Genomic DNA, 21,047 nt, shown 5'->3' with positions numbered 1-21,047 from the left:
TCAGAGGTCCGGGTCTTTCCATCTTTCGGTGCAGATGAGGTCGTCGAGGGGCAGTCTCTGGCGCCAGCCCTTTAATGCCAGCTCCGGCGCGTCATAAAGTTCATCGACATAGCCGAGGCAAAGCCAGGCGACGATCTCGATGCGACCGGGAATGCCAAGCAGCGCGCGCACGTCCTCGTCGCGAAAGATGCTGACCCAGCCGACGCCGACGCCTTCGGCGCGGGCGGCAAGCCAGAGGTTCTGCACGGCGCAGACGGTGGAATAGACATCCATGCGCGGATTGTGCGTGCGCCCGAGCACCACCGGCCCGGCCCGGTCCGGATCGCAGGTGACGATGATGGAAAGCGGCGCCTTGGCGATCCCTTCGAGCTTCAGGCTGCGATAGAGCGCCTGTCGCTCATCGGTAAACAGCGCGGATGCTTCATCGTTGGCGCGTGAAAATGCCTCGACGGCGCGCTGACGCGTCTGCGCGTCGCGCACAAGGATAAAGCTCCACGGCTGCATGAAGCCGACCGAGGGGGCCGCATGGGCCGCCTCCAGAAGCCGGCGCACCAGATCGTCCGGCAGCGGCTTGGCCAGAAACTGGTCGCGCACGTCACGCCGGGTGTGGATGGCCGCATAGACCGCGTCGCGCGCAGTCTTGTCGAACGGCGCTGCCGGGCAAAGCCCTGTTCCTTCAGGATTCTGCATCTGCGTGCTCATGGCTGCGGAAAATACCGGACATAGGCAAAGGCAGATCCATCGGGCGCCCAGTTCGGCGAATTCATCGTGCCCTGCCCGCCGAACAGCTCGAACAGCGTCTCGACGTTGCCTCCATCCGGATCCATCAGCCGCACCCGCACGTCATGATCGCGCGGGTGGTCGAACACGTCGCCATCATAGGAGACGAAGACCACCTTGCTGCCGTCTGGCGAGGGATGCGGGAACCAGTCGCCGTAGTCGCTGTTGGTGATCCGTTCGGCCGTGCCGCCCGCTGCCGGCACCCGCCAGATCTGCATGCGCCCGCTGCGGCTGGAGTTGAAATAGATCCACCGGCCGTCGGCGGAATAATCCGGGCCGTCATTGCGACCCTCGCCATGGGTGAGCCGGATCTCGTCACCGCCCTCGATGCCGATCGTGTAAATGTCGAAGACATCGTTGCGAATGCCGCAATAGGTGAACGTCCTGCCGTCCGGCGACCAGCCGTGCCAATAGCTTGGCAGGTTTTTCGTCACCAGTCTTGGAACACCGCCGTCCGCCGGCAGCACGTAGATGGCCGACTTGCCGAACTCCACCTTGTCGGAGACCGCCATCAGCGTGCCGTCCGCCGAGATGCCGTGATCGTTGTTGCACTGGAGGGCAAAACCCGTGTCGATCACCTGCGGCTCCGCCCCGTCCTCGAGCGCAAGGCGATACATCCGCCCCTCGCTGTTCAGCACCAGGCTCTTGCCATCCGGCGCCCAGTTCGGCGCCTCAAACAGCGCTTTCGTCTGCCACAGCACGCGGGATGTCCGGCTTTTCAGGTCATAGATCTCGATCGAACTGCGCATGGTGGCTCTCCAGGAAAAATGACCGGCACGACATCAGCAGAATTTTGGGGACGCGAACTCGTCTCTCTGCTTATGAGTACAGAGAGGTCAACAGGTTAGGCGCGGTCGCGGAATCGGTTTGTGATCGGGTAGCGCCGGTCGCGGCCAAAGTTCTTCTTGGTGATCTTGACGCCCGGCGCCGACTGGCGGCGCTTGTATTCGGCAAGATAGAGCAAATGCTCGATGCGGTGGACGGTCGCCACGTCATGGCCGCGCGCCACGACGTCATCCGTGCCCATCTCGCCTTCCACCAGGCATTCCAGAATATCATCCAGCACCGGATAGGGCGGCAGCGAATCCTGGTCGGTCTGGTTGGGGCGCAGTTCCGCCGACGGCGCCTTTGCGATGATGTTGTGTGGGATGACCTCGCCGCCCGGCCCAAGCGCGCCAGCCGGAACATGCCGGTTGCGCCATTCGGCAATGGCGTAGACCTGCATCTTGTAGAGGTCCTTGATCGGGTTGAAGCCGCCGTTCATGTCGCCATAGAGCGTGGCATAGCCGACCGACATTTCCGACTTGTTGCCGGTCGTCACCACCATGGCGCCGAACTTGTTGGAGATCGCCATCAGGATGGTGCCACGCGTGCGGCTCTGCAGGTTTTCCTCGGTGATGCCCTCTTCGGTGCCCTCGAACGTATCAGACAGGGCTGAGAGAAAACCCTCGACCGGCTCGGAGATCGGCACGATGTCATAGCGGCAGCCGAGCGCATTGGCACAATCGGCGGCATCCTTGAAGCTGTCTTCCGACGTATAGCGATAGGGCAGCATCACGGTGCGCACCCGCTCGGAGCCCAGCGCATCGACGGCAATGGCCGCGCAGACGGCCGAATCGATGCCGCCGGAAAGCCCGAGCACCACCGACTTGAAGCCGTTCTTGTTCACATAGTCGCGAAAGCCCAGCAGGCAGGCCCGGTAGTCGGCCTCTTCCTTTTCCGGGATCGGCAGGATCGGGCCCGATGTCGAGCGCCAGGTATCGCCCTCGCGGTGCCAGTCGCCGATCACCAGCCCCGTTTCGAACTGGCTCATCTGAAAGGCCAGCGTCTTGTCGGCATTGAAGCCGAAACTTGCACCATCGAACACCAGTTCGTCCTGGCCGCCGAGCTGGTTGACGAAGATCAGCGGCAGGCCGCTTTCTATCACCTGGCGCAGCGCCACCTGATGGCGCACGTCGAGCTTGCCGCGATAGTAGGGCGAGCCGTTCGGCACGATCAAAAGCTCGGCGCCCGATTCGGCCAGCGTCTCGCAGACCCCGAGATCGTTCCAGATTTCCTCGCAGATCGGCACGCCGAGCCGCACACCGCGGAAGTTCACCGGGCCCGGCATTTCGCCTTCGTCGAACACACGCTTTTCGTCGAACTCGCCATAATTGGGCAGGTCGATCTTGTCGCGCAGCGCAAGGATCCTGCCGCCATCGATGGTGGCAGCGGAATTGTGCCGGCCCTTTTCGCCCTGCCTCGGCAGGCCGATGATGACGCCGGGACCGCCATCCTTCGTATCTTCGACCAGCGTCTCGAGAGCCGCCCAGCAGGCCTTGAGAAAGGCGGGCTTCAGCACGAGATCTTCCGGCGGGTAGCCGGAGAGAAACAGCTCGGTAAAGACAATCAGGTCGGCGCCCTGAAGCGCCGCCTCGCGACGCGCCTCGCGGGCGAGCGCCAGATTGCCGGCGACATCGCCGAGCGTCGGATTGAGTTGCGCATAGGCGATACGAAGGGTCTGGGCGGGTTCCTGGGTCATGGCTCTGATTTAGCGTGCGCCTCTCGCCGGAGCAATGCGGCAGAAGGTGAATTTTCGGTGTCAGGCGCCGCCGGTTCAGTCGCCCGCATCAACCGGCGGCTGCGCACGGCCTGCCGGATAGCGCGGAACATCATCGGCGATGGTGTAAAAATCCGCCTTGTCGGCGCAGTAGATGTGCTGGAGCATGACAAGCCCCGTCGGATCGTCGAAGGCGCCGGCCATGACGGACACCTGATCAAGCCCGTCGCCCTGCCAGAACAGTGCTGAACCGCAGCGGCTGCAGAAACCGCGCGCGGCGGTGTCGCTTGCCCGGTACCAGCTGAGCGTGCCGCTATCCTTGATGGTGATATCCGCCAGCGCGCAGTCGCTGGCGGCATAGTAAAGCCCCGTCTGGCGGCGACACTGGGAGCAATGGCAGCCGACCAGGCCGCCGCGCTCGCCTCTCACCACAAATCTTACGGAGCCGCAGAGACAGCCACCATGATGGGCCGGCCGATGTTCGTCCTGCATGCCTTGTCCTCCTGTTGCATCGGAGGATCTTCACCCTTCGACACCTTCCATGCAAATGGCTTCGGCTGACAGGACGGGTCAGGAAAATTGAACTGCGGGATGCGAAAAGGCCGGCCCCGTTTCCGGAGCCGGCCCCTCAAACGATCCTCTACGCGGCAGAGATCAGCCGTTCACCACCATGCGCTTTTCATCGCGGCCGGTCTTCATGCGCTCGGCGAGAAGAAAGGCCAGTTCCAGCGCCTGGTCGGCATTGAGGCGCGGGTCGCAATGGGTGTGGTAACGGTCCTGCAGGTCGCCGGCCGTAACGGCGCGGGCGCCGCCGGTGCATTCGGTCACATCCTTACCGGTCATCTCGACATGGATGCCACCCGGATGCGAGCCTTCGGCGCGGTGGATCTGGAAGAAGCTTTCGACTTCCGACAGAACCCGCTCGAAGGGCCGGGTCTTGTAGTTGTTGAGCGTGATCGTGTTGCCATGCATCGGGTCGCAGGACCACACGACCTTGCGACCCTCGCGCTCGACGGCACGGATCAGACGCGGCAGGTGGTCCGCCACCTTGTCATAACCGAAGCGGCAGATCAGCGTCAGGCGGCCTGCCTCGTTGGCCGGGTTCAGGATGTCGATGAGGCGCAGCAGATCGTCGGCCTGCATGGACGGGCCGCACTTCATGCCGATCGGGTTCTTGATGCCACGGCAGAATTCCACATGCGCATGGTCGGCCTGGCGGGTCCGGTCGCCGATCCAGATCATGTGGCCGGACGTGGCATACCAGTCGCCGGAGGTGGAATCGACGCGGGTCAGCGCCTCCTCATAGCCCAGAAGCAGCGCCTCGTGGCTGGTGAAGAAATCCGTCTCACGCAGCGCCGGATTGTTTTCCGAAGTGATCCCGACGGCCTTCATGAAGTCCATCGTTTCAGAAATCCGGTCGGCAAGCTTGCGGTAGCGCTCGCCCTGGGGTGAGTCCTTGACGAAGCCAAGCATCCACTGGTGCACGTTTTCCAGATTGGCATAGCCGCCCATCGCAAAGGCGCGCAGCAGGTTGAGCGTTGCGGCCGACTGGCGGTAGGCCATCAGCTGGCGTTCCGGGTTCGGAATGCGCGCTTCCGGATTGAACTCGATGCCGTTGATGATGTCGCCGCGGTAGGACGGCAGTTCCACATCACCCTGCTTTTCGATGTTGGACGAGCGCGGCTTGGCGAACTGGCCGGCAATGCGGCCAACCTTCACCACCGGCTGCTGTGCACCGAAGGTCAGCACCACGGCCATCTGCAGGAAGGCGCGGAAGAAGTCGCGGATCGTATCGGCGCCATGCTCCTGGAAGCTTTCGGCGCAATCGCCGCCCTGCAGCAGGAAGCCGTTGCCGTCTGCCACCTGGGCAAGGCTCTTCTTCAGGCGGCGGGCCTCACCGGCAAAGACCAGCGGCGGAAAGGTTGCCAGCTGCGCTTCCGTTGCCTTCAGCGCCTCCATGTCCGGATATTCCGGAACCTGCTGGATCGGTTTTTGCCGCCACGTGTTCGGGGTCCAGTTCTGTGCCATGGTCTTCAATCCGTCCTTCGCACCGGAAAATGCCGGTGCTGTTTCTTAAGTTGGCGGCTTATAAACCTTTGCGGGCGGCTTGCATAGACCGGGAAGCCGGGGCGAGCCCCTGCTCTTTCAGGCATTCATTAAGTGTGTTTGTTGAGGGATCGGCAAGGCTGGCGCTCTACTGTCGGTCATTTGGGGCGCCTGGCTGCCCGTCCGCCGCATGATGCAGCATCTTGTTGACGATCCTTTCACGATAGATGGCTTTTCATGCGCTTGCTTTCGCTTCTGCGGGACCGATCCGGCAATTTCGGCATCACCACCGCCCTCATCGCGGCCCCGCTCATCGGCGCGGCCGGCATGGCGGTTGATCTCGCCTATGCGCTCGACCAGCGCATGGCGCTGATGGCGGCTGCCGATGCCGCAGCCGTCGGTGCGCTGGCGGAAAAGTCTCCGGGTGTGGCGGCAGCCCTTGCCATGGGTGGCGACGGCACGGTTGCCATCGGTGCGAGCGATGCGCTGGCACTGTTTCGGGCCCAGATGGGCAATGTCCAGGCGCAGGTGACGAATGTCGGCGTCACGGTCAATCGAAGCGGCAAGGATCTCCTCTCGTCGCTTACCTTCACTGCCACGGTGCCCACCGCCTTCATGCGCGTGCTCGGTGTCGACAGCCTGACCATCTCGGGCACGGCCACGGCGACCTACCAGACCAATGCCTTCATCGATTTCTACATGCTGCTCGACAATACGCCGTCGATGGGGCTTGCCGCCACCACGACCGATATCGCCACCATGAAGCGCAACACGCCCGACCAGTGTGCCTTTGCCTGCCACGAGACGAGCAATGCGGACAATTACTACCTGCTCGCCAAGTCGCTCGGCGTCAGCATGCGCATCGACGTGGTGCGCGAGGCAACCCAGGCGCTGACCCATGATGCCACCCAGTATGCGCAGCTTCCCAACCAGTACCGCATGGCCGTCTACACATTCGGCGCCACCGCAGATACCGCCGGTCTGACCGAAGTCTCGGCGATGAGTGCCGACATGGCCAAGGTGCGCAGCGCCACAGACCTCGTGGACCTGATGACGACGCCGAAGAACAATTACAAGAGCAACCAGCTGACGGATTTCGATTCAGCCCTCACCAGTCTGAAGCCGATCATCGGCAAAGGCGGAACCGGCGCCAGCGCGTCCGACCGCCAGAAGGTGTTGTTCTTCGTGGCAGACGGCGTCTACGACGCGGCAAAGCCCACCTGCAGCCAGGTGCTGAACAACACCCGCTGCCAGGAGCCGATCGACATTTCCTATTGCGCGGCGCTGAAGCAGAACGGCGTCAAGATCGCCGTCCTCTACACCACTTATCTGCCGCTGCCCGAAGACAGCTGGTGGAAGAAGTGGATCAAACCCTTCGACGCAAAGATCTCGCCGCACATGCAGGCCTGCGCCTCCACCGGCTATTTCTTCGAGGTAAGTCCGACGCAGGGCATAGCGGAAGCCATGCAGGCGCTGTTCCGTATGGTCATCAGCGCTCCCCGCCTCACCGGCTGAGGCGGGGAAACAACCGTATCAGCCGTCGATGCGCTGGCCGCCCTTCACGCGGTAGCTCGGCTTGTACATGGTCACGAGCTCTTCGGCCGCCGTCGGATGCACGGCCATGGTGCGGTCAAAATCATCCTTGGTGACGCCGGCCTTCAGCGAGACGCCGAGAAGCTGCGCCATCTCGCCGGCATCATGGCCGAGAATATGGGCGCCCAGCACCTTGCGGTCGGCGCCATTGACGACGAGTTTCATGATCATCTTTTCGGCGCGGCCGGACAGTGTCGCCTTCATCGGGCGGAATTCGGCGCGGTAGACCTCGATCTCGTCGAACCGCTGAGCCGCTTCCTCCTCCGACAGGCCGACGGTGCCGATTTCGGGCTGCGAGAACACAGCCGTTGCAATCAGGTCATGGTCCGGAGACGTCGGGTTGCCGCGATACTCGGTCTCGATGAAGCACATCGCCTCGTGGATCGCGACCGGCGTCAGCTGCACCCGGTCGGTCACATCGCCGAGCGCAAAGATATGCGGCACATTGGTGCGCGAATAGGCGTCGACGATGACGGCGCCGCGTTCATCGACGGCAACGCCTGCCTTTTCAAGGCCGAGGCCCTTCGTATACGGGTCGCGGCCGAGCGCCAGCATCACCTGGTCGGCAACGATGGTGGCGCCGGTCTTGGTGCGCGCCGTCAGCCCGCCGGCGGGCGATTGCGTCACCTCTTCGATGATGTCGGTGAGCAGGATACGGATGCCCTTGGCTTCCATCGCCTTGTGCAGGCCCTGGCGCATGTCGTGGTCGAAGCGCGACAGGATTTCCTGGCCGCGATAGATCAGCGTCGTTTCCACACCCAGTCCGTGGAAGATGTTGGCAAATTCGACTGCGATATAGCCGCCGCCGGCAATCAGGATGGATTTCGGCAGTTCGGTCAGGTGGAAGGCCTCGTTGGAGGTGATGCAGAGCTCGTGGCCGGGCAGCGCCGCATGCGGATTGGCGGTGCCACCGGTCGCGATGATGATGCGTTCGGCCGTCACCGTCGTGTCGGTCTTCACCAGCCGGATCGTGTGGGCATCGACCAGTTCGGCGCGGGTATCCAGAAGCTCGGCGCCAGCATTTTCAAGGCCGCGACGATAGAGCCCTTCGAGGCGAGCGATTTCCTTGTCCTTGGCGGCGACCAGCGCCGTCCAGTCGAAGCGGCTTTCGCCGACAGTCCAGCCGTAGCCGGCGGCATCTTCAAAATGCTCGTGAAACTGCGAGGCATAGACGAAAAGCTTCTTCGGCACGCAGCCGCGGATGACGCAGGTGCCACCAAACCGGTATTCCTCGGCAATCGCCACCTTCTTGCCGAGACCCGCCGCCAGACGTGCAGAGCGCACGCCGCCCGATCCGCCCCCGATGACAAAAAGATCGTAATCGTAGCTGGCCATGGAAAACTCCTGTCGGGATTGAACGTGCGGGTGCGGCATCAGGCGGGATCGACCTGCCGCTGCCGCGGGGTCTGCCAGCGCATATAATGCGAGCGCTGCAAAAGCAAAAGCCCGGATTGCTCCGGGCTTTCAAGACTGTCATGCACAAATGGCAGGGATCACGGCTTGGCGGCGGGCGCCTGGCCTTCCACCTGCGCCACCGGCGGTGCAATCGGCTTGGCGTCGATGGTGCCGCGCAGCTTTTCCGTGCTCTTGGTGGTCAGATCGCGCGACACGCCGTTTGCCCAGATCTGTGCGGCCCGAACGGATTCGCGCTGCACCAGCGGCAGGGTCTTCAGATACTTCTGGCCGACATCGGAGGAGTAGAAGGCCGAAATCTGCTTCAGCTCCTCTGCCGTGAAGGAGCGGGCAAAGATCGTTGCCACTTCCTTCTCCAGATCGGCGCGGCGCGGCGCCAGAGCCAGCGCCTGTGCGTCAACCGTCTTGGAAATCTGATCCTGGAAGTTCGGCGAAGCGGTGATGTACTCGCTCTTCAGACGCTCGGCGAGGCCGGGAAGAATGGCATCGTAACGCTCGGTTGCCTTGAGGGCCGCAATCACGTCGCGGGCGGCCTTCAGGTGGTCGGCCGAGACCTCCTGCGCCTGCGCCGTCGCGCCGAACATGGCGCCTGAGAAAAGGATTGCGAGCGCCGCGGCGCGGCCGAGAACGGCTTGTCTGATCATACTTCGTTGCTCCTGTCTTAATTCGCCTTCAGCGTCCGCGCTCCTGCCGCTCCGGCAATGATCGCGAAGGACGCCATGTTGATGAAAAGCCCGTGCTCCACGACGCCGGGAATGGAATTCAGCTCGGTCGAAAGAGCCTCTGCATCAGGAATACGGCCAAAGAATGCGTCGAAAATGTAGTGACCGCCATCAGTTGTGAAGACATCCTCACCTGAACGGCGAAGCTTGATGTCGCCGGCAAGGCCAAGCCGTGCGGCCACCGTCTCGATGGCAATGCGTGTCGAGGCAAGGCCGAACGGGTTCACTTCGATCGGCAAGGGAAACTTTCCGAGCGTCTCCACGACCTTGGTTTCGTCGGCAATCACGATCATCCGCGCCGAGGCGGCCGCCACGATCTTTTCGCGCAGCAATGCGCCGCCGCCGCCCTTGATCAGGGTCAAATGCCCGTCCACCTCGTCTGCGCCGTCAATGGTAAGGTCAAGCTGCGGCAGTTCATCGAGCGACTTCAGCGGCACGCCCAGCTCCAGGCACAGCCGCGCCGTGCGCTCGGAGGTCGGGACCCCGAGAACCGACAGGCCATCGGCCACCTTTTCCGCCAGCAGCCGGACAAATTCTTCCGCCGTGGAGCCGGTGCCAATGCCCAGCCGCATGCCGTCTTCCACATATTGAAGGGCCGCTTCGGCTGCCTTCACCTTCATGTCCCGGGCGTCCATGCGCCGCTCGCTCCCCGTCTGTTTCGCCGCAAGCTGTTTACACGCCCCGCCTGTCAAACAAAAGTCCCCCGCATGCATGTTATACCGGGTTCCGCTGTCGCAGATGAAGGGAAAAGCATGTGGGCGCGCCTGCGAAAATCCCGGGCCGTTTGCTTTTTGCAGCGCAAGACCGTAATCGGGCAGGCGTCCCCTTTTTGAAAGCAGAGGCCTGCCGTGACCCTTTCCGTGCCCCCCGCCCTCGTCGTCTTCGATCTCGACGGCACGATGATCGATACCGCACCGGACCTCATCGCCAGCCTCAACCACACGATTGCGGTGGCCGACCTTGCCCCGGTCAATTTCGACGATCTGACGCATCTCGTCGGCCAGGGCGCGCGCGTGATGATCCGGCGCGCTTTCGAACTGCGCAAGGCTCCGCTTGAGGAGGGCGCGGTCGAGCCGCTGCTCAAGCGTTTTCTTGATCATTACAAGGCCGAAATGCCGGGACGGAGCCGGATCTACGACGGTCTGGTGGAAAGCTTCGACCGCCTGGAATCAGCCGGCATGCGGCTTGCGGTCTGCACCAACAAGCTCGGCGAGCTGGCCTATCCGCTGCTGGAGCAGATGGGACTGTCGGGACGCTTTGCGACGATGACGGCCGGCGACACCTTTGCCGTGCGCAAGCCCGATGCCCGCCATCTACTTGGCACGATCGAGAAAGCCGGCGGCGATCCCGCCCGTTCCGTGATGATCGGCGACAGCGTCAACGATATTCTGGCCGCCAGAAACGCCGGCGTCGCCTCGATTGCCGTCACCTTCGGCTATTCGGACGTGCCCGTCGACACGCTCGACCCGACCCGCGTCATCTCCCATTTCGACCAGTTGTCGGTCGACCTCATCCAGGACGTGCTGGCGCAGCACAAGGCGGCCTGAGCGAAGCTCCCTTCCCGAGTCTCAAGCCCAAACAAAAAAAGGCGGCCCACCGAGCCGCCTTTTTGCTGTCTGTAGAAAAGGCTTGTCTCAGGCGCCGCGCGCCTTGCTGGTTGCCTCGAACGCCTTCACCACCGCGTCGTCGCGACCATAGACGTCATCGAAGAATTCGACCTTTCCGTCCTTGTTCGGCCAGGCGGTGAAATAGGCGATATAGACCGGGATTTTTGCCGTCACCGGCAGCGCCTGGTTCTTGCCCTGGGCAATACGGGCGCCGACTTCCTGCTCGCTGATGCCGAGCACTGCAGCCGCCATCTTGCGCGGCTCCTGCAGGCGCACGCAGCCGTGGCTGAGAGCCCGCATGTCCTTCTGGAAGAAGCTCTTCGACGGCGTGTCATGCATGTAGATGGCATGGCTGTTGGGGAAGAGGATTTTCAGTTCGCCCAGCGCATTGTCGCTCGACGGCGGCTGGCGCACGGACACCGACTGGGTCGAACCGTACCAGTTGACCGCCGTCGAAGAGACGGCCTTGCCGCCCACTTCCACCTGATAGCCCAGGCGGTCGAGATAGCTCGGATCCTGGCGCAGTTTTGGCAGCATCTCGTTGATGATGATCGACTGCGGCACGCCCCAGTAGGGGTTCACTTCCACGGTCTTGATCTCGTCCTGGAAGAAATAGGTCTGGTTGGACTTCGATCCGACCACGACGCGCATCGAAAACTGCTCGCGGCCCTGGTCGTGATAGTAGACGCGGAAGGCAGGCTGGTTGATGAAGACATAGCGGTCGCCGAGCGTGTTGGGCAGCCACTTGGTCTGTTCCATGGCAACGACAAGCTTCTCGAGCTTGTTCTGGCTCGTCTCGCCCACCATGGCGCGCACGGTGGCAGGTCCGATCACGCCATCGGCCTTGAGGCCGGCTTCCTGCTGGAAGCCCTTCACCAGATCGACGATCTCCGGCGCGTAATCCGGGCTTGCCTGGTAGCTTGCAAGGGTTGCGGCATGGGTGGCCTTGAGGGCAGCGGAACCGCGATGCTGGATGGCGGCCACCACATGGGCGACTTCCGCGCTGCTATTGCCCGGCTTCAGAACGAGGTCGCTCGGCAGATGCACGGCCTGCGCCTGGCTCGTGCCCTCGGCGCGAAGGCGCAGAAGCTCGGCCTTCAGCGTGCGGTATTCGGCACCCGTCGGCTCAAGTCCCTGCAGATAGGCGCTGGCATCCGGCGCTGCGGCAGCAGAGGCCAGCAGACCGTCTAGATTGAAGTCACGGCGCTTCAGATCATGGTAGCCGGACAGACGGTTCGGATCGACGCGGCCGCGCACCAGATCCTGGGCAAACAGCACCATCTTGGCGGACATGGCCAGTTCGAACTGCATGAGGTCGCGGTCGTGGCTGTCGGCAAGCGTGGCGGGGGCCGCAGCAGCCGGCGCCGGTGCTGCCGGAACCTGTGCAGGCTGGGCCGGCGTTGCAGCCGTCGACGCGTCTGCGGCGGTTGCCGGCACGTCTGCATTCGCGGCGGGCGTTGCGGTAGCCACGGCCGGCGCTGCGGCCGGCTCCGGCGTCACGCTTGCCGTCGTCATGGTCGGCACGGCAAGCTGGTAGTCGGCCGGATCGAGGCCAAAATCTTCCGCCTTGGCAAAGAGAGCTAGCACCGCATGGGCGCGCTCGTTCACATCGCCCTGCTCCACCCAGAGCGGCGCGCCGCCCTTCGTGTAATAGGCTTCGACGGCGGCGGCGACATCGGCAGGGGCGCTCACCGTCGCATTGGTAAGGAACCGCGTCTGGTCGGTCGCGTGGGCAGCAGCAAAGCCCTGCGTGCGGATCTGGCGGTTCGCGTCCGTCTTGTAGGTGAGGTATTTCGGGGCGGAAACCTTCGGCAGCGGCTCCGGATCGCTGCGGTCGACCTGGCGCTGCAGGGCCGGTGAAACGGTCCGGCTGCGGCTTTCCACCTGTTCCTGAACACTCTGGCGGTTACCGCGCAGCATCTCCATCAGCGTCAGGGCATGCGCATGTCCGGCACCCATCGAGGAAAACGAAATGCCCGAGAGGAGGGCAAGCGCGAGCGAAGTCTTTTTCTGGGAGTGCGACAATGTTGTCCCCGTCACCTTGTGAGCCGTGAATCAGCGTGCGTTCGACATATTCCGCAGTCTCTAACGGAAGCGGCGCGCCGTGAAAAGCAAACGACAAACGCCGCAGGGCCTGCATGGATGCGCCTGCTTCGTCGTTATCGTTTCCAGAACCTTAAGAAACCACAGGTTAATTTTTTCTAACCGGTGTCGAAATGCCGTTTCACGCTGGCGTGAGCGGTCGGATGCGCGCACGATTTTATCCATGGGCGTGTCTTTCAAGGCACGCCTGCGAACGCGGATCCGACAGGTCGTCACAGACCGGCGCGTAAACCCTTCCGCTTGCAGTCGCCCGCTGTTCGTATAGTAATTCGCGCGCCCGATCTTGCGCGGCGCCGGTGGCTTGGCTAACCCGGTGTCACGACCCCATTTGTCACACAGAGGCTTAGAGATGACCACGCGCACCGAAACCGATACCTTTGGCCCGATCGACGTGCAGAGCGACCGCTACTGGGGCGCCCAGGCGCAGCGCTCGCTCGGCAATTTCAAGATCGGCTGGGAAAAGCAGCCGCTGTCCGTGGTGCGCGCGCTTGGCATCGTCAAGCAGGCAGCAGCCCGCGCCAACATGGCTCTCGGCGGGCTGGACGCCAAGCTCGGCGAGACCATCATCGCGGCGGCCCAGGAAGTCATCGACGGCAAGCTGAACGAGCATTTCCCGCTCGTTGTCTGGCAGACCGGTTCCGGCACGCAGTCGAACATGAATGCCAATGAAGTCATCTCCAACCGCGCCATCGAGATGCTGGGCGGCGTGATGGGTTCCAAGAAGCCGGTTCACCCGAACGATCACGTCAACATGAGCCAGTCGTCCAACGACACCTATCCGACGGCCATGCACATTGCCTGCGCCGAGCAGATCGTGCGCCACCTGATCCCGTCGCTGAAGCACCTGCACCAGGCGCTGGACGCCAAGGCCAAGGCCTTTGCCCATATCATCAAGATCGGCCGCACCCATACGCAGGACGCAACGCCGCTGACGCTCGGCCAGGAATTCGGCGGTTATGCCGCGCAGGTTGCCTCGGCCATCAAGCGGCTGGAGGTCTCCCTCTCCGGCCTCTACGAACTGGCGCAGGGCGGCACCGCCGTTGGCACCGGGCTTAACGCGCCGGTCGGCTTTGCGGAAAAAGTCGCCGAAGAAATCGCCAAGATCACCGGCCTGCCCTTCGTCACCGCGCCGAACAAGTTCGAGGCGCTTGCCGCCCATGACGCCATGGTCTTCTCGCATGGGGCGATCAATGCGGCAGCGGCCGCCCTCTTCAAGATCGCCAACGACATCCGCTTCCTTGGCTCCGGCCCGCGCGCCGGTCTCGGCGAACTGGCCCTGCCGGAAAACGAGCCGGGCTCATCGATCATGCCCGGCAAGGTCAACCCCACCCAGTCGGAAGCGCTGACCCAGGTCTGCGCCCATATTTTCGGCAACAATGCCGCCATCACCTTTGCCGGCAGCCAGGGCCATTTCGAGCTCAACGTCTACAATCCGATGATGGCCTATAACTTCCTGCAGTCGGTGCAGCTGCTCGGCGATGCCGCCGTCTCCTTCACCGACAATTGCGTCGTCGGCATCGAAGCCCGCGAGGACAACATCAAGCGCGGCGTCGAAAACTCGCTGATGCTGGTGACCGCACTCAACTCCAAGCTCGGCTATGACGCCTGCGCCAAGATCGCCAAGACCGCCCACAAGAACGGCACGACGCTGCGCGAAGAGGCCGTCGGCGGCGGCTATCTGACGAACGAGGAGTTCGACCAGTATGTCCGTCCGGAAAACATGATCGGCCCGAAGTAAGCCGCGCAGGCTGCTCCGGTCGGATCGGACCAATCATTATCTGACGCAATCGTAGGGCGGCCTGAGGGTCGCCCTTTTTGTTGATCAAGGCCCCGGATCAACAGGTTTGGCGGGGAACGAGGCCCCGACAGCCCCTTCTTGTCGCTGCGCCATCTTAAGGCTTTTCCAACATCTTGCTTTTAAAGCTTTCTGCAGGATTAACCGTGTAATACCGAGTGTAAGCCGGAGGAATTGCAATGACATCGGCGGCCGGGCCCAAGGCCCCTATCGTGGAAATCGCCGGTCACATCCTGCAGGCCATGCGCAGCATGGGCGTGTCACCCATCCCGCGCAACTACCAGCTTTTCTACGAGGCGATGGTCGGCAGCAATGCGGAATTGTCGCGCGATTTTACCAAGCTTGCGCCGCGCGCCCGTCAGGAAGACCTCGATCAGCTCGCGGCACTTCATCTCGGCAACCAGGGCGCAACGGCGGTGGAGCGGGCGCAAACCCGCATCCAGGCGGAGCTGGAGGGCGTGCTTGCACTGCTGCGGCAGGAAAAGGCCTCGCTTGAAAGCTATAACAAGCTTCTCTTCCAGACGCAGGAAAGCGTCAACGCCAAGAACGCGCTTTCGGCCGAGCTTCTGGCAAGCGCCATCAATCTTCTGGCCACCGCCACCGGCGAAACGCTTGCCTCCGGCGAGCGCACCGTCGAGGGCATGGTGCAGCGCTCACGCGAGATGGAGGCAGTGCGCAAGGAACTCGATACGTACAAGCGCATCGCCAACACCGATTCGCTGACGCGCCTTGCCAACCGGCGTGCCTTCGACGAGCGGCTCTCCAGCCTCTACGACGATGCCATGCCGCTTCCCGTCACCGCGCTCATTCTGGCCGACATCGATCATTTCAAGAAGATCAACGACACTTTCGGTCACCCGGTCGGCGACAAGATCCTCGCCTCGGTTGCCGGCATCATACGTGCCGGCCTGCCGCGCGATATTTTCGTTGCCCGCAGCGGCGGCGAGGAATTTGCCATCATCGCCACCCACAAGACCATGGACGAGGTGATGGAGATGTGCGAGCGCATCCGAACGGCGCTGAACGGCCGCGCCTTCCGCAATTCCCGCACCGGTGTCGACTACGGCCCCGTCACGCTGTCCCTGGGCTTTGCCATGGGCTCGCAAGCCGCCGATCCGGGCGAGCTGTATGCCCGGGCCGATACGGCGCTCTACTGCGCCAAAAACGGCGGACGAAACCGCACCATGCTGTTCGAGGACGGCATGGCCAAGGATTATGCGGGCAAGAGCTGGCTGATCTACCGGGGCTGAACCGCCCCGCCTCTCCCATCCACCAACAACGTGCTCGATTGATCTTTCGCTCACCACATGGTCGCGGCGGCGCGTGCGGCCCATTCGCGATCATAGGTCTCCTTGTCGAAGTCGGCCTTCGCCGCCTTCAGCATGTCTCCGGGTGTCGGAAGCGTTGCCGGATCGACATAATGATCGCTGTTCCAAAGCTCGGCGCGCATCACGGCGCGCGCGCACTGGAAATACACTTCATCCACGGTGACGATGGTGACGCTTCGCGGGTGACGCCCATCCATGGTAAAGCTTTCGAGAAGCTCCGGATCCACCGAAATCACCGCGCGGCCGTTGATTCGCATCACGGTGTTGGACCCGGGCACGAGAAACATCAGCGCCACGCGCGGATCGCGCACGATGTTTTCCAGACTGTCGATCCGGTTGTTGCCGCGCCAGTCGGGCAGCGCCACGGTTCTGGCGTCCATCACGCGCACCACGCCGCCGAGATCCCCGCGCGGCGAACAGTCCAGCCCTTCCGGTCCGACGGTTGCGAGCGCGACAAAGGGCGAAGCCTCGATCATCTGCCGGTAGGGCTCCGTCAGCACAGGCGTCACCTTGGCAAGCGAGGCCTCCGATTTCTGCTGATAAATGGCGCGAAGCGCCTCCACGCTGTCGATGATGGTCATGTCATGCTCTCCGGTGAACGGGCGGACGCTAGTGCGCCAGAGGCTGGGAGGCAAGCCGAAGCCGCACGGCGATGGCGCTATTCGCTGCTCTGTCCATCGATCGCCTGCGGCTCTATCCCGCGACGTGCCAGCTTGCGGTATTCCCATACGGCAACCACCAGAAGTAGCGCAACCGCGGCAAGGCCCGTGACATGCGTGGAGACAAAGGGTGCCAGGGAAAACAGCAGGATGGAGAGGCCGATTCCAGCAACGTGCGAGGCGGGCAGCCGGCCGGTCGTCATGCGCTTCACCCAGAGATTGCCAAGAAGAAAAAGCAGCGGCCCGCCCAGGATCACGGCAGAACGCTGCGCATCGCCCGCCTCCGGCGCATGGGACAGCAGGTGCTCGGCGGCCACCGCCGTCAGGATGATGCCGGCCACGACCGGCATGTGCCCGTAGGTGAAGACATGCAGCGCCACCTCGCCCGGCTCGTCGGTCGTTTCGATCTCGTGGCTCGCCCTAGCCTGGCCGAAATGGAAATAGATCCACCACATCAGCACCGTTGCGGCAAAGGCGCCGCAGAAGCTTGCCATCAGCAGAACGCCGATCTCTTCCTCGGCAAAGGTGCGCCCGATTGCCAGCACGCTTTCGCCAAGACAGATCAGCACGAAGAGTGCACAGCGCTCGGCCATGTGCTCGCCGGAAATGTCCCAGTCGCGCGTGCGCGAATAGCCGAAACCGGGCACGTAGAACCGCAGTTCCGGAGCTGCGTAATCGACACCGAGCGCCAGAAGCCACAGAATGACGCGCGTCTCCTCTTCAGAGAGCGCCCCGGCAAGCCACAGACAGCCGGACAGGGCAAACCAGACGGAGACGCGGCCGAAATTGCGCCGCACCGCCGGATTGACCTCCTTGAAGGCATAGATGGCAAAGAGCGAACGGCCAAGCTGCATGGCGATATAGGCGCCGGCGAACATCAGCCCCGCCTCGTCAAAGGCGTGCGGAATGGCGGCAGACAGCAGAAGGCCGAAGAACATCAGGCCGAACAGCATGGCACGCACCGCGCCATGTTCCGGATCGAGCCAGTTCATCACCCAGGCGGTGTGGTTCCACAGCCACCAGAGCGCCAGCGCGATCATGCCACCCTGCAACAGGCCGAGCGGCGTGAAATCCGTGACGATGAAATGCGACAGCTGGATGAGGGAAAAGACGAAGATCAGGTCGAAGAACAGTTCGGGAAAGCCGACGCGCTTGTCCTCCTGGCGTTCCTCCCGCAGTAGTTCGCCGGCGTCGTCTTCGCCCTCGCCCATCGCCTAGCGCGCCATCGCAGGCGTATCGCGGTTGAGGCCCTTCTCGGCAAGGTCGGCCTCGTAGGCGGCAAACAGGTCATCGCCCGTTTCGCCGAGTTCCCTGAGATAGCGCCAGGTGAAGATGCCGCTGTCGTGACCATCGTCAAAGGCGATGCGCACGGCATAGTTACCCGCAGCCACCACATTGCGGATGCCGACCAGGCGCTTTCCCGGCACCGTCACCTTCTGGCCCGGACCATGGCCCTGCACCTCCGCGGATGGCGACAGCACGCGCAGCATTTCGGCCGGCAGTTCGAACCGCCTGCCATCGTCAAAGGCAACCGTCAGCAGGCGCTTATCCTCAGAGACGCGAAGCTCGGTCGGCCAGGCCTGGTCGTAAGTGTCACTCATCGGGGGATCTTCCGTTACGAGAGCAAGATGGAGCGCAGCGCTTTCCTTGCAAGGGCAGGCGCGGCGACAGACCCGCATCCTATCCGACTTGACGACACAAGCATCAAGACCCATCTTGGCGCTTAAGGAGAAATTGCCTTGAACAGTTTTGTCCAGCCGCCCATCGCCCTTGACGGTGCCCATGCGCCGCTCACCCTCGACCGCCAGCCGATGATCGACCCGTTTGGGCGGGCCGTCACCTATCTGCGCGTCTCGGTGACAGACCGCTGCGATTTCCGCTGCACCTATTGCATGGCGGAAAACATGACCTTCCTACCGAAGAAGGATCTGCTGACGCTCGAAGAACTCGACCGTCTCTGTTCCGCCTTCATCGCCAAGGGCGTGCGCAAGCTGCGGCTGACCGGTGGCGAGCCGCTGGTGCGCAAGAACATCATGTTTCTGGTGCGCGCGCTCGGCCGTCACATCGAAGCGGGCGCGCTCGACGAGCTGACGCTGACCACCAACGGCTCGCAGCTTTCCCGCTATGCGCAGGAACTTTACGATTGCGGCGTGCGGCGCATCAACGTCTCGCTCGACACGCTCGACCCGCAAAAATTCAAGGCCATCACCCGCTGGGGCGACTTTGCCCGCGTGATGGAGGGCATGGAGGCCGCCCAGAAGGCAGGCCTGCAGATCAAGCTCAATGCCGTGGCGCTGAAAGGTTTTAACGACCACGAGATCCCGGAGATGCTGCGCTTTGCCCACGGCCGGGGCATGGACCTGACCGTCATCGAGACCATGCCGATGGGTGAGATCGACGAGGATCGCACCGACCAGTACCTGCCTTTGTCGCAGCTGCGCGCATCGCTCGACGACCAGTTTACCTTGACCGATATCGGCTACCAGACCGGCGGTCCGGCGCGCTATGTGCGGGTGGAAGAAACCGGCGGCCGGCTCGGTTTCATCACGCCGATGACGCATAATTTCTGCGAAAGCTGCAACCGCGTGCGCCTCACCTGCACCGGCACGCTCTACATGTGCCTTGGCCAGAACGATGCGGCGGACCTTCGCACGGCGCTGCGCGCGTCTCCCGACGACGCCTATCTGTCGTCGGCCATCGACGAAGCGATCACGCGCAAGCCGAAGGGCCATGATTTCATCATCGACCGCAACAACCGCCCGGCCGTGTCGCGCCACATGAGCGTCACCGGCGGCTGACCGAATCGGGCCGGTTGCACCATGGACACACATGCTGCGACCCCGGCGGCGGGCCGCCGCATCGTCTGCCGGAACAAGGCGGCGACCGTGTTTTGACTGATTTTTGCCCGCTTTCGGTCGCAAACCCGTTGCGGCCTGCGGCTATCGGGTATAGCGAGCTTGGCTGCCAGCACGCCCGCCCGGGCGACCGGCATCCATGAGATTTATCAGAGGTCTGCCATCGGCGCCTCGGCCGGGGCTCCCAGACCGGCCTGCGAGTGGCACCCTTCCTCAAAGGAGTACGTTCGTGGCAGAAACACGAGCTGAGACGATCAAGACGGTGCTGCGCGTCACGAGCGGCAACTTTCTCGAAATGTTCGATTTCTTCCTGTTCGGCATCTATGCCTCGCATATCGCCGCAACCTTCTTCCCCAACGACAATCCGTTCGTGTCGCTGATGGTGACCTTCCTCAGCTTTGCCGCGGGCTTCGTCATGCGCCCCATCGGCGCCCTCACGCTCGGGCCCTATATCGACCGCATCGGGCGGCGCAAGGGTCTCATCGTCACCCTGCTGATCATGGCCATGGGTACGGTTCTCATCGCCTTCGTGCCCTCCTATGCCACCATCGGCATCGCCGCACCCATCCTCGTCCTCATCGGCCGGCTTCTGCAGGGCTTTTCGGCAGGCGTGGAACTCGGCGGCGTATCGGTCTACCTCTCGGAAATGGCAACACCCGGGCGCAAGGGTTTTTATGTCAGCTGGCAGTCGGCCAGCCAGCAGGTGGCCATCGTTGTTGCCGCGCTCCTCGGCTTTCTCCTCAACAAGATTCTGATGCCGCAGCAGATTTCCGACTGGGGCTGGCGCATTCCCTTCTTCGTCGGCTGCATGATCATTCCGTTCATCTTCATCATCCGCCGTTCGCTGCAGGAAACCAAGGAATTTGCCGCCCGCAAGCACCAGCCGGATACCAGGGAGATCTTCCGCACGCTGTTTACCAACTGGCCTGTCGTGCTCGGCGGCGTCGGCATGGTGATGATGACGACCGTCTCCTTCTATCTGATCACCGTCTACACGCCTTCCTTCGGCAAGACGGTTCTGCATCTGACGGAATCGCAGGCCCTGCTCGTCACCATGGCGGTCGGCGTTTCGAACTTCATCTGGCTGCCGATCGCCGGTGCCGTCTCCGATATCATCGGGCGAAAGGCGATCCTCATCGCTTTCACGGTGCTCGCCGTGCTGACCGCTTATCCAGCCTTGTCCTGGCTGGTGTCCGACATCACCTTCGGCCATATGTTGATCGTCGAGCTGTGGCTCTCCTTCATCTACGCCTGGTATAACGGCGCCATGGTCGTGGCACTGACGGAAGTGGTGCCGGTCACGGTGCGCACCGCCGGCTTCTCGCTCGCCTACAGCCTTGCCACCACGCTTGGCGGCTCGTCGCTCGCCATTTCCACCTTCGCCATCGAAGCGACCGGCGACAAGGCCGCCCCCGGCTACTGGATGAGCTTTGCCGCCGTCTGCGGCCTCGTCGCGACCCTCTTCCTCTATCGCCGCAAGTCGACGCCGGCGGCTGAGGGCAAGACGGCAGCACCCCACGCTTGACCGTTCACGATGCGGGGCGTCTTGTCCCGCATCGCTCCCAACTGTTCGGCTTTCCCATAAAACGCGGATGCTGTAGAAACCC

Annotated in this window: 18 protein-coding genes; 6 read left to right on the top strand and 12 right to left on the bottom strand. The window is 62.9% G+C overall.

Annotated features, from left to right (window positions below):
- The 5 genes from bluB to J2858_RS11300 form a co-directional block, all read right to left on the bottom strand.
- On the bottom strand, positions 1 to 690 hold the full coding sequence (gene bluB / locus J2858_RS11320) for a 5,6-dimethylbenzimidazole synthase (protein ID WP_210104917.1): 690 nt from the start codon (positions 688 to 690) through the stop codon (positions 1 to 3).
- Between the two features lie 8 nt (positions 691 to 698).
- Positions 699 to 1,529 carry a TolB family protein gene (locus tag J2858_RS11315; RefSeq protein WP_210104916.1) on the bottom strand — a complete coding sequence of 277 codons (831 nt, stop codon included), beginning with the start codon at positions 1,527 to 1,529 and terminating at the stop codon, positions 699 to 701.
- Between the two features lie 95 nt (positions 1,530 to 1,624).
- Entirely contained in the window at positions 1,625 to 3,301 is a 1,677-nt protein-coding gene (locus J2858_RS11310; RefSeq protein WP_210104915.1) for an NAD+ synthase, read from the bottom strand.
- Positions 3,302 to 3,376: 75 nt separating this feature from the next.
- A complete protein-coding gene (locus tag J2858_RS11305; RefSeq protein ID WP_210104914.1) occupies positions 3,377 to 3,811 on the bottom strand; it encodes a GFA family protein in 435 nt (144 codons plus the stop codon).
- Between the two features lie 162 nt (positions 3,812 to 3,973).
- Positions 3,974 to 5,347, bottom strand: coding sequence for a class II 3-deoxy-7-phosphoheptulonate synthase (locus J2858_RS11300; protein WP_210104913.1), 1,374 nt, complete (start codon positions 5,345 to 5,347; stop codon positions 3,974 to 3,976).
- A 255-nt stretch (positions 5,348 to 5,602) separates the two neighbouring features.
- Here J2858_RS11300 and J2858_RS11295 point away from each other — a divergent pair, with 255 nt between their 5' ends.
- Positions 5,603 to 6,880, top strand: coding sequence for a pilus assembly protein TadG-related protein (locus J2858_RS11295; protein ID WP_210104912.1), 1,278 nt, complete (start codon positions 5,603 to 5,605; stop codon positions 6,878 to 6,880).
- Positions 6,881 to 6,898: 18 nt separating this feature from the next.
- On the opposite strand, the gene gor is transcribed toward J2858_RS11295, so the two are convergent.
- From gor to rpiA, 3 genes are all read right to left on the bottom strand, one after another.
- Complete coding sequence (gene gor, locus J2858_RS11290; RefSeq protein WP_210104911.1) at positions 6,899 to 8,293, bottom strand: glutathione-disulfide reductase; 1,395 nt, start codon at positions 8,291 to 8,293, stop codon at positions 6,899 to 6,901.
- A gap of 158 nt (positions 8,294 to 8,451) precedes the next feature.
- Complete coding sequence (locus J2858_RS11285; protein WP_210104910.1) at positions 8,452 to 9,015, bottom strand: DUF2059 domain-containing protein; 564 nt, start codon at positions 9,013 to 9,015, stop codon at positions 8,452 to 8,454.
- Positions 9,016 to 9,032: 17 nt separating this feature from the next.
- Positions 9,033 to 9,728 (bottom strand): ribose-5-phosphate isomerase RpiA, encoded by a 696-nt coding sequence (rpiA, locus tag J2858_RS11280; protein ID WP_210104909.1) that lies wholly within the window; start codon positions 9,726 to 9,728, stop codon positions 9,033 to 9,035.
- Positions 9,729 to 9,941: 213 nt separating this feature from the next.
- Here rpiA and J2858_RS11275 point away from each other — a divergent pair, with 213 nt between their 5' ends.
- On the top strand, positions 9,942 to 10,640 hold the full coding sequence (locus J2858_RS11275; protein ID WP_348635478.1) for an HAD family hydrolase: 699 nt from the start codon (positions 9,942 to 9,944) through the stop codon (positions 10,638 to 10,640).
- 87 nt (positions 10,641 to 10,727) lie between these two features.
- Here the strand turns inward: J2858_RS11275 and J2858_RS11270 are convergent, their stop codons facing one another.
- Positions 10,728 to 12,725: a L,D-transpeptidase family protein gene (locus J2858_RS11270; RefSeq protein ID WP_432443340.1), complete on the bottom strand. Its 1,998-nt coding sequence runs from the start codon at positions 12,723 to 12,725 to the stop codon at positions 10,728 to 10,730.
- Positions 12,726 to 13,152: 427 nt separating this feature from the next.
- On the opposite strand from J2858_RS11270, the gene fumC reads away from it, so the two are divergent.
- Positions 13,153 to 14,541: a class II fumarate hydratase gene (gene fumC / locus J2858_RS11265; protein ID WP_210104908.1), complete on the top strand. Its 1,389-nt coding sequence runs from the start codon at positions 13,153 to 13,155 to the stop codon at positions 14,539 to 14,541.
- Between the two features lie 236 nt (positions 14,542 to 14,777).
- Positions 14,778 to 15,848, top strand: coding sequence for a GGDEF domain-containing protein (locus tag J2858_RS11260; RefSeq protein WP_210104907.1), 1,071 nt, complete (start codon positions 14,778 to 14,780; stop codon positions 15,846 to 15,848).
- Positions 15,849 to 15,898: 50 nt separating this feature from the next.
- Here the strand turns inward: J2858_RS11260 and J2858_RS11255 are convergent, their stop codons facing one another.
- From J2858_RS11255 to J2858_RS11245, 3 genes are all read right to left on the bottom strand, one after another.
- The gene (locus J2858_RS11255) at positions 15,899 to 16,507 is read right to left on the bottom strand and encodes a pyridoxamine 5'-phosphate oxidase family protein (protein ID WP_210104906.1); all 609 of its coding nucleotides are present in this window, start codon (positions 16,505 to 16,507) and stop codon (positions 15,899 to 15,901) included.
- Positions 16,508 to 16,584: 77 nt separating this feature from the next.
- Positions 16,585 to 17,796 carry a low temperature requirement protein A gene (locus J2858_RS11250; RefSeq protein WP_210104905.1) on the bottom strand — a complete coding sequence of 404 codons (1,212 nt, stop codon included), beginning with the start codon at positions 17,794 to 17,796 and terminating at the stop codon, positions 16,585 to 16,587.
- A 3-nt stretch (positions 17,797 to 17,799) separates the two neighbouring features.
- On the bottom strand, positions 17,800 to 18,186 hold the full coding sequence (locus J2858_RS11245) for a gamma-butyrobetaine hydroxylase-like domain-containing protein (RefSeq protein ID WP_210104904.1): 387 nt from the start codon (positions 18,184 to 18,186) through the stop codon (positions 17,800 to 17,802).
- Between the two features lie 210 nt (positions 18,187 to 18,396).
- Between J2858_RS11245 and moaA the strand changes: the two genes are divergently transcribed.
- Positions 18,397 to 19,383 (top strand): GTP 3',8-cyclase MoaA, encoded by a 987-nt coding sequence (gene moaA, locus J2858_RS11240; RefSeq protein WP_245365816.1) that lies wholly within the window; start codon positions 18,397 to 18,399, stop codon positions 19,381 to 19,383.
- 286 nt (positions 19,384 to 19,669) lie between these two features.
- The gene (locus J2858_RS11235) at positions 19,670 to 20,965 is read left to right on the top strand and encodes an MFS transporter (protein WP_348635477.1); all 1,296 of its coding nucleotides are present in this window, start codon (positions 19,670 to 19,672) and stop codon (positions 20,963 to 20,965) included.
- Positions 20,966 to 21,047 lie beyond the last annotated feature (82 nt).

Source organism: Neorhizobium galegae, from assembly GCF_017877135.1.
Classification (GTDB): Bacteria; Pseudomonadota; Alphaproteobacteria; order Rhizobiales; family Rhizobiaceae; genus Neorhizobium; species Neorhizobium galegae_A.
The sequence above is the reverse complement of the archived record's forward strand: the minus strand, read 5'-3'. Positions and strand labels throughout refer to the sequence as shown.

What these genes read in the sequence shown, in the direction of transcription:
- bluB (WP_210104917.1), bottom strand. Translation starts at nt 690, where the DNA reads ATGCAGAATCCTGAAGGAACAGGGCTTTGCCCGGCAGCGCCGTTCGAC.
- J2858_RS11315 (WP_210104916.1), bottom strand. Translation starts at nt 1,529, where the DNA reads ATGCGCAGTTCGATCGAGATCTATGACCTGAAAAGCCGGACATCCCGC.
- J2858_RS11310 (WP_210104915.1), bottom strand. Translation starts at nt 3,301, where the DNA reads ATGACCCAGGAACCCGCCCAGACCCTTCGTATCGCCTATGCGCAACTC.
- J2858_RS11305 (WP_210104914.1), bottom strand. Translation starts at nt 3,811, where the DNA reads ATGCAGGACGAACATCGGCCGGCCCATCATGGTGGCTGTCTCTGCGGC.
- J2858_RS11300 (WP_210104913.1), bottom strand. Translation starts at nt 5,347, where the DNA reads ATGGCACAGAACTGGACCCCGAACACGTGGCGGCAAAAACCGATCCAG.
- J2858_RS11295 (WP_210104912.1), top strand. Translation starts at nt 5,603, where the DNA reads ATGCGCTTGCTTTCGCTTCTGCGGGACCGATCCGGCAATTTCGGCATC.
- gor (WP_210104911.1), bottom strand. Translation starts at nt 8,293, where the DNA reads ATGGCCAGCTACGATTACGATCTTTTTGTCATCGGGGGCGGATCGGGC.
- J2858_RS11285 (WP_210104910.1), bottom strand. Translation starts at nt 9,015, where the DNA reads ATGATCAGACAAGCCGTTCTCGGCCGCGCCGCGGCGCTCGCAATCCTT.
- rpiA (WP_210104909.1), bottom strand. Translation starts at nt 9,728, where the DNA reads ATGGACGCCCGGGACATGAAGGTGAAGGCAGCCGAAGCGGCCCTTCAA.
- fumC (WP_210104908.1), top strand. Translation starts at nt 13,153, where the DNA reads ATGACCACGCGCACCGAAACCGATACCTTTGGCCCGATCGACGTGCAG.
- J2858_RS11260 (WP_210104907.1), top strand. Translation starts at nt 14,778, where the DNA reads ATGACATCGGCGGCCGGGCCCAAGGCCCCTATCGTGGAAATCGCCGGT.
- J2858_RS11255 (WP_210104906.1), bottom strand. Translation starts at nt 16,507, where the DNA reads ATGACCATCATCGACAGCGTGGAGGCGCTTCGCGCCATTTATCAGCAG.
- J2858_RS11250 (WP_210104905.1), bottom strand. Translation starts at nt 17,796, where the DNA reads ATGGGCGAGGGCGAAGACGACGCCGGCGAACTACTGCGGGAGGAACGC.
- J2858_RS11245 (WP_210104904.1), bottom strand. Translation starts at nt 18,186, where the DNA reads ATGAGTGACACTTACGACCAGGCCTGGCCGACCGAGCTTCGCGTCTCT.
- moaA (WP_245365816.1), top strand. Translation starts at nt 18,397, where the DNA reads ATGATCGACCCGTTTGGGCGGGCCGTCACCTATCTGCGCGTCTCGGTG.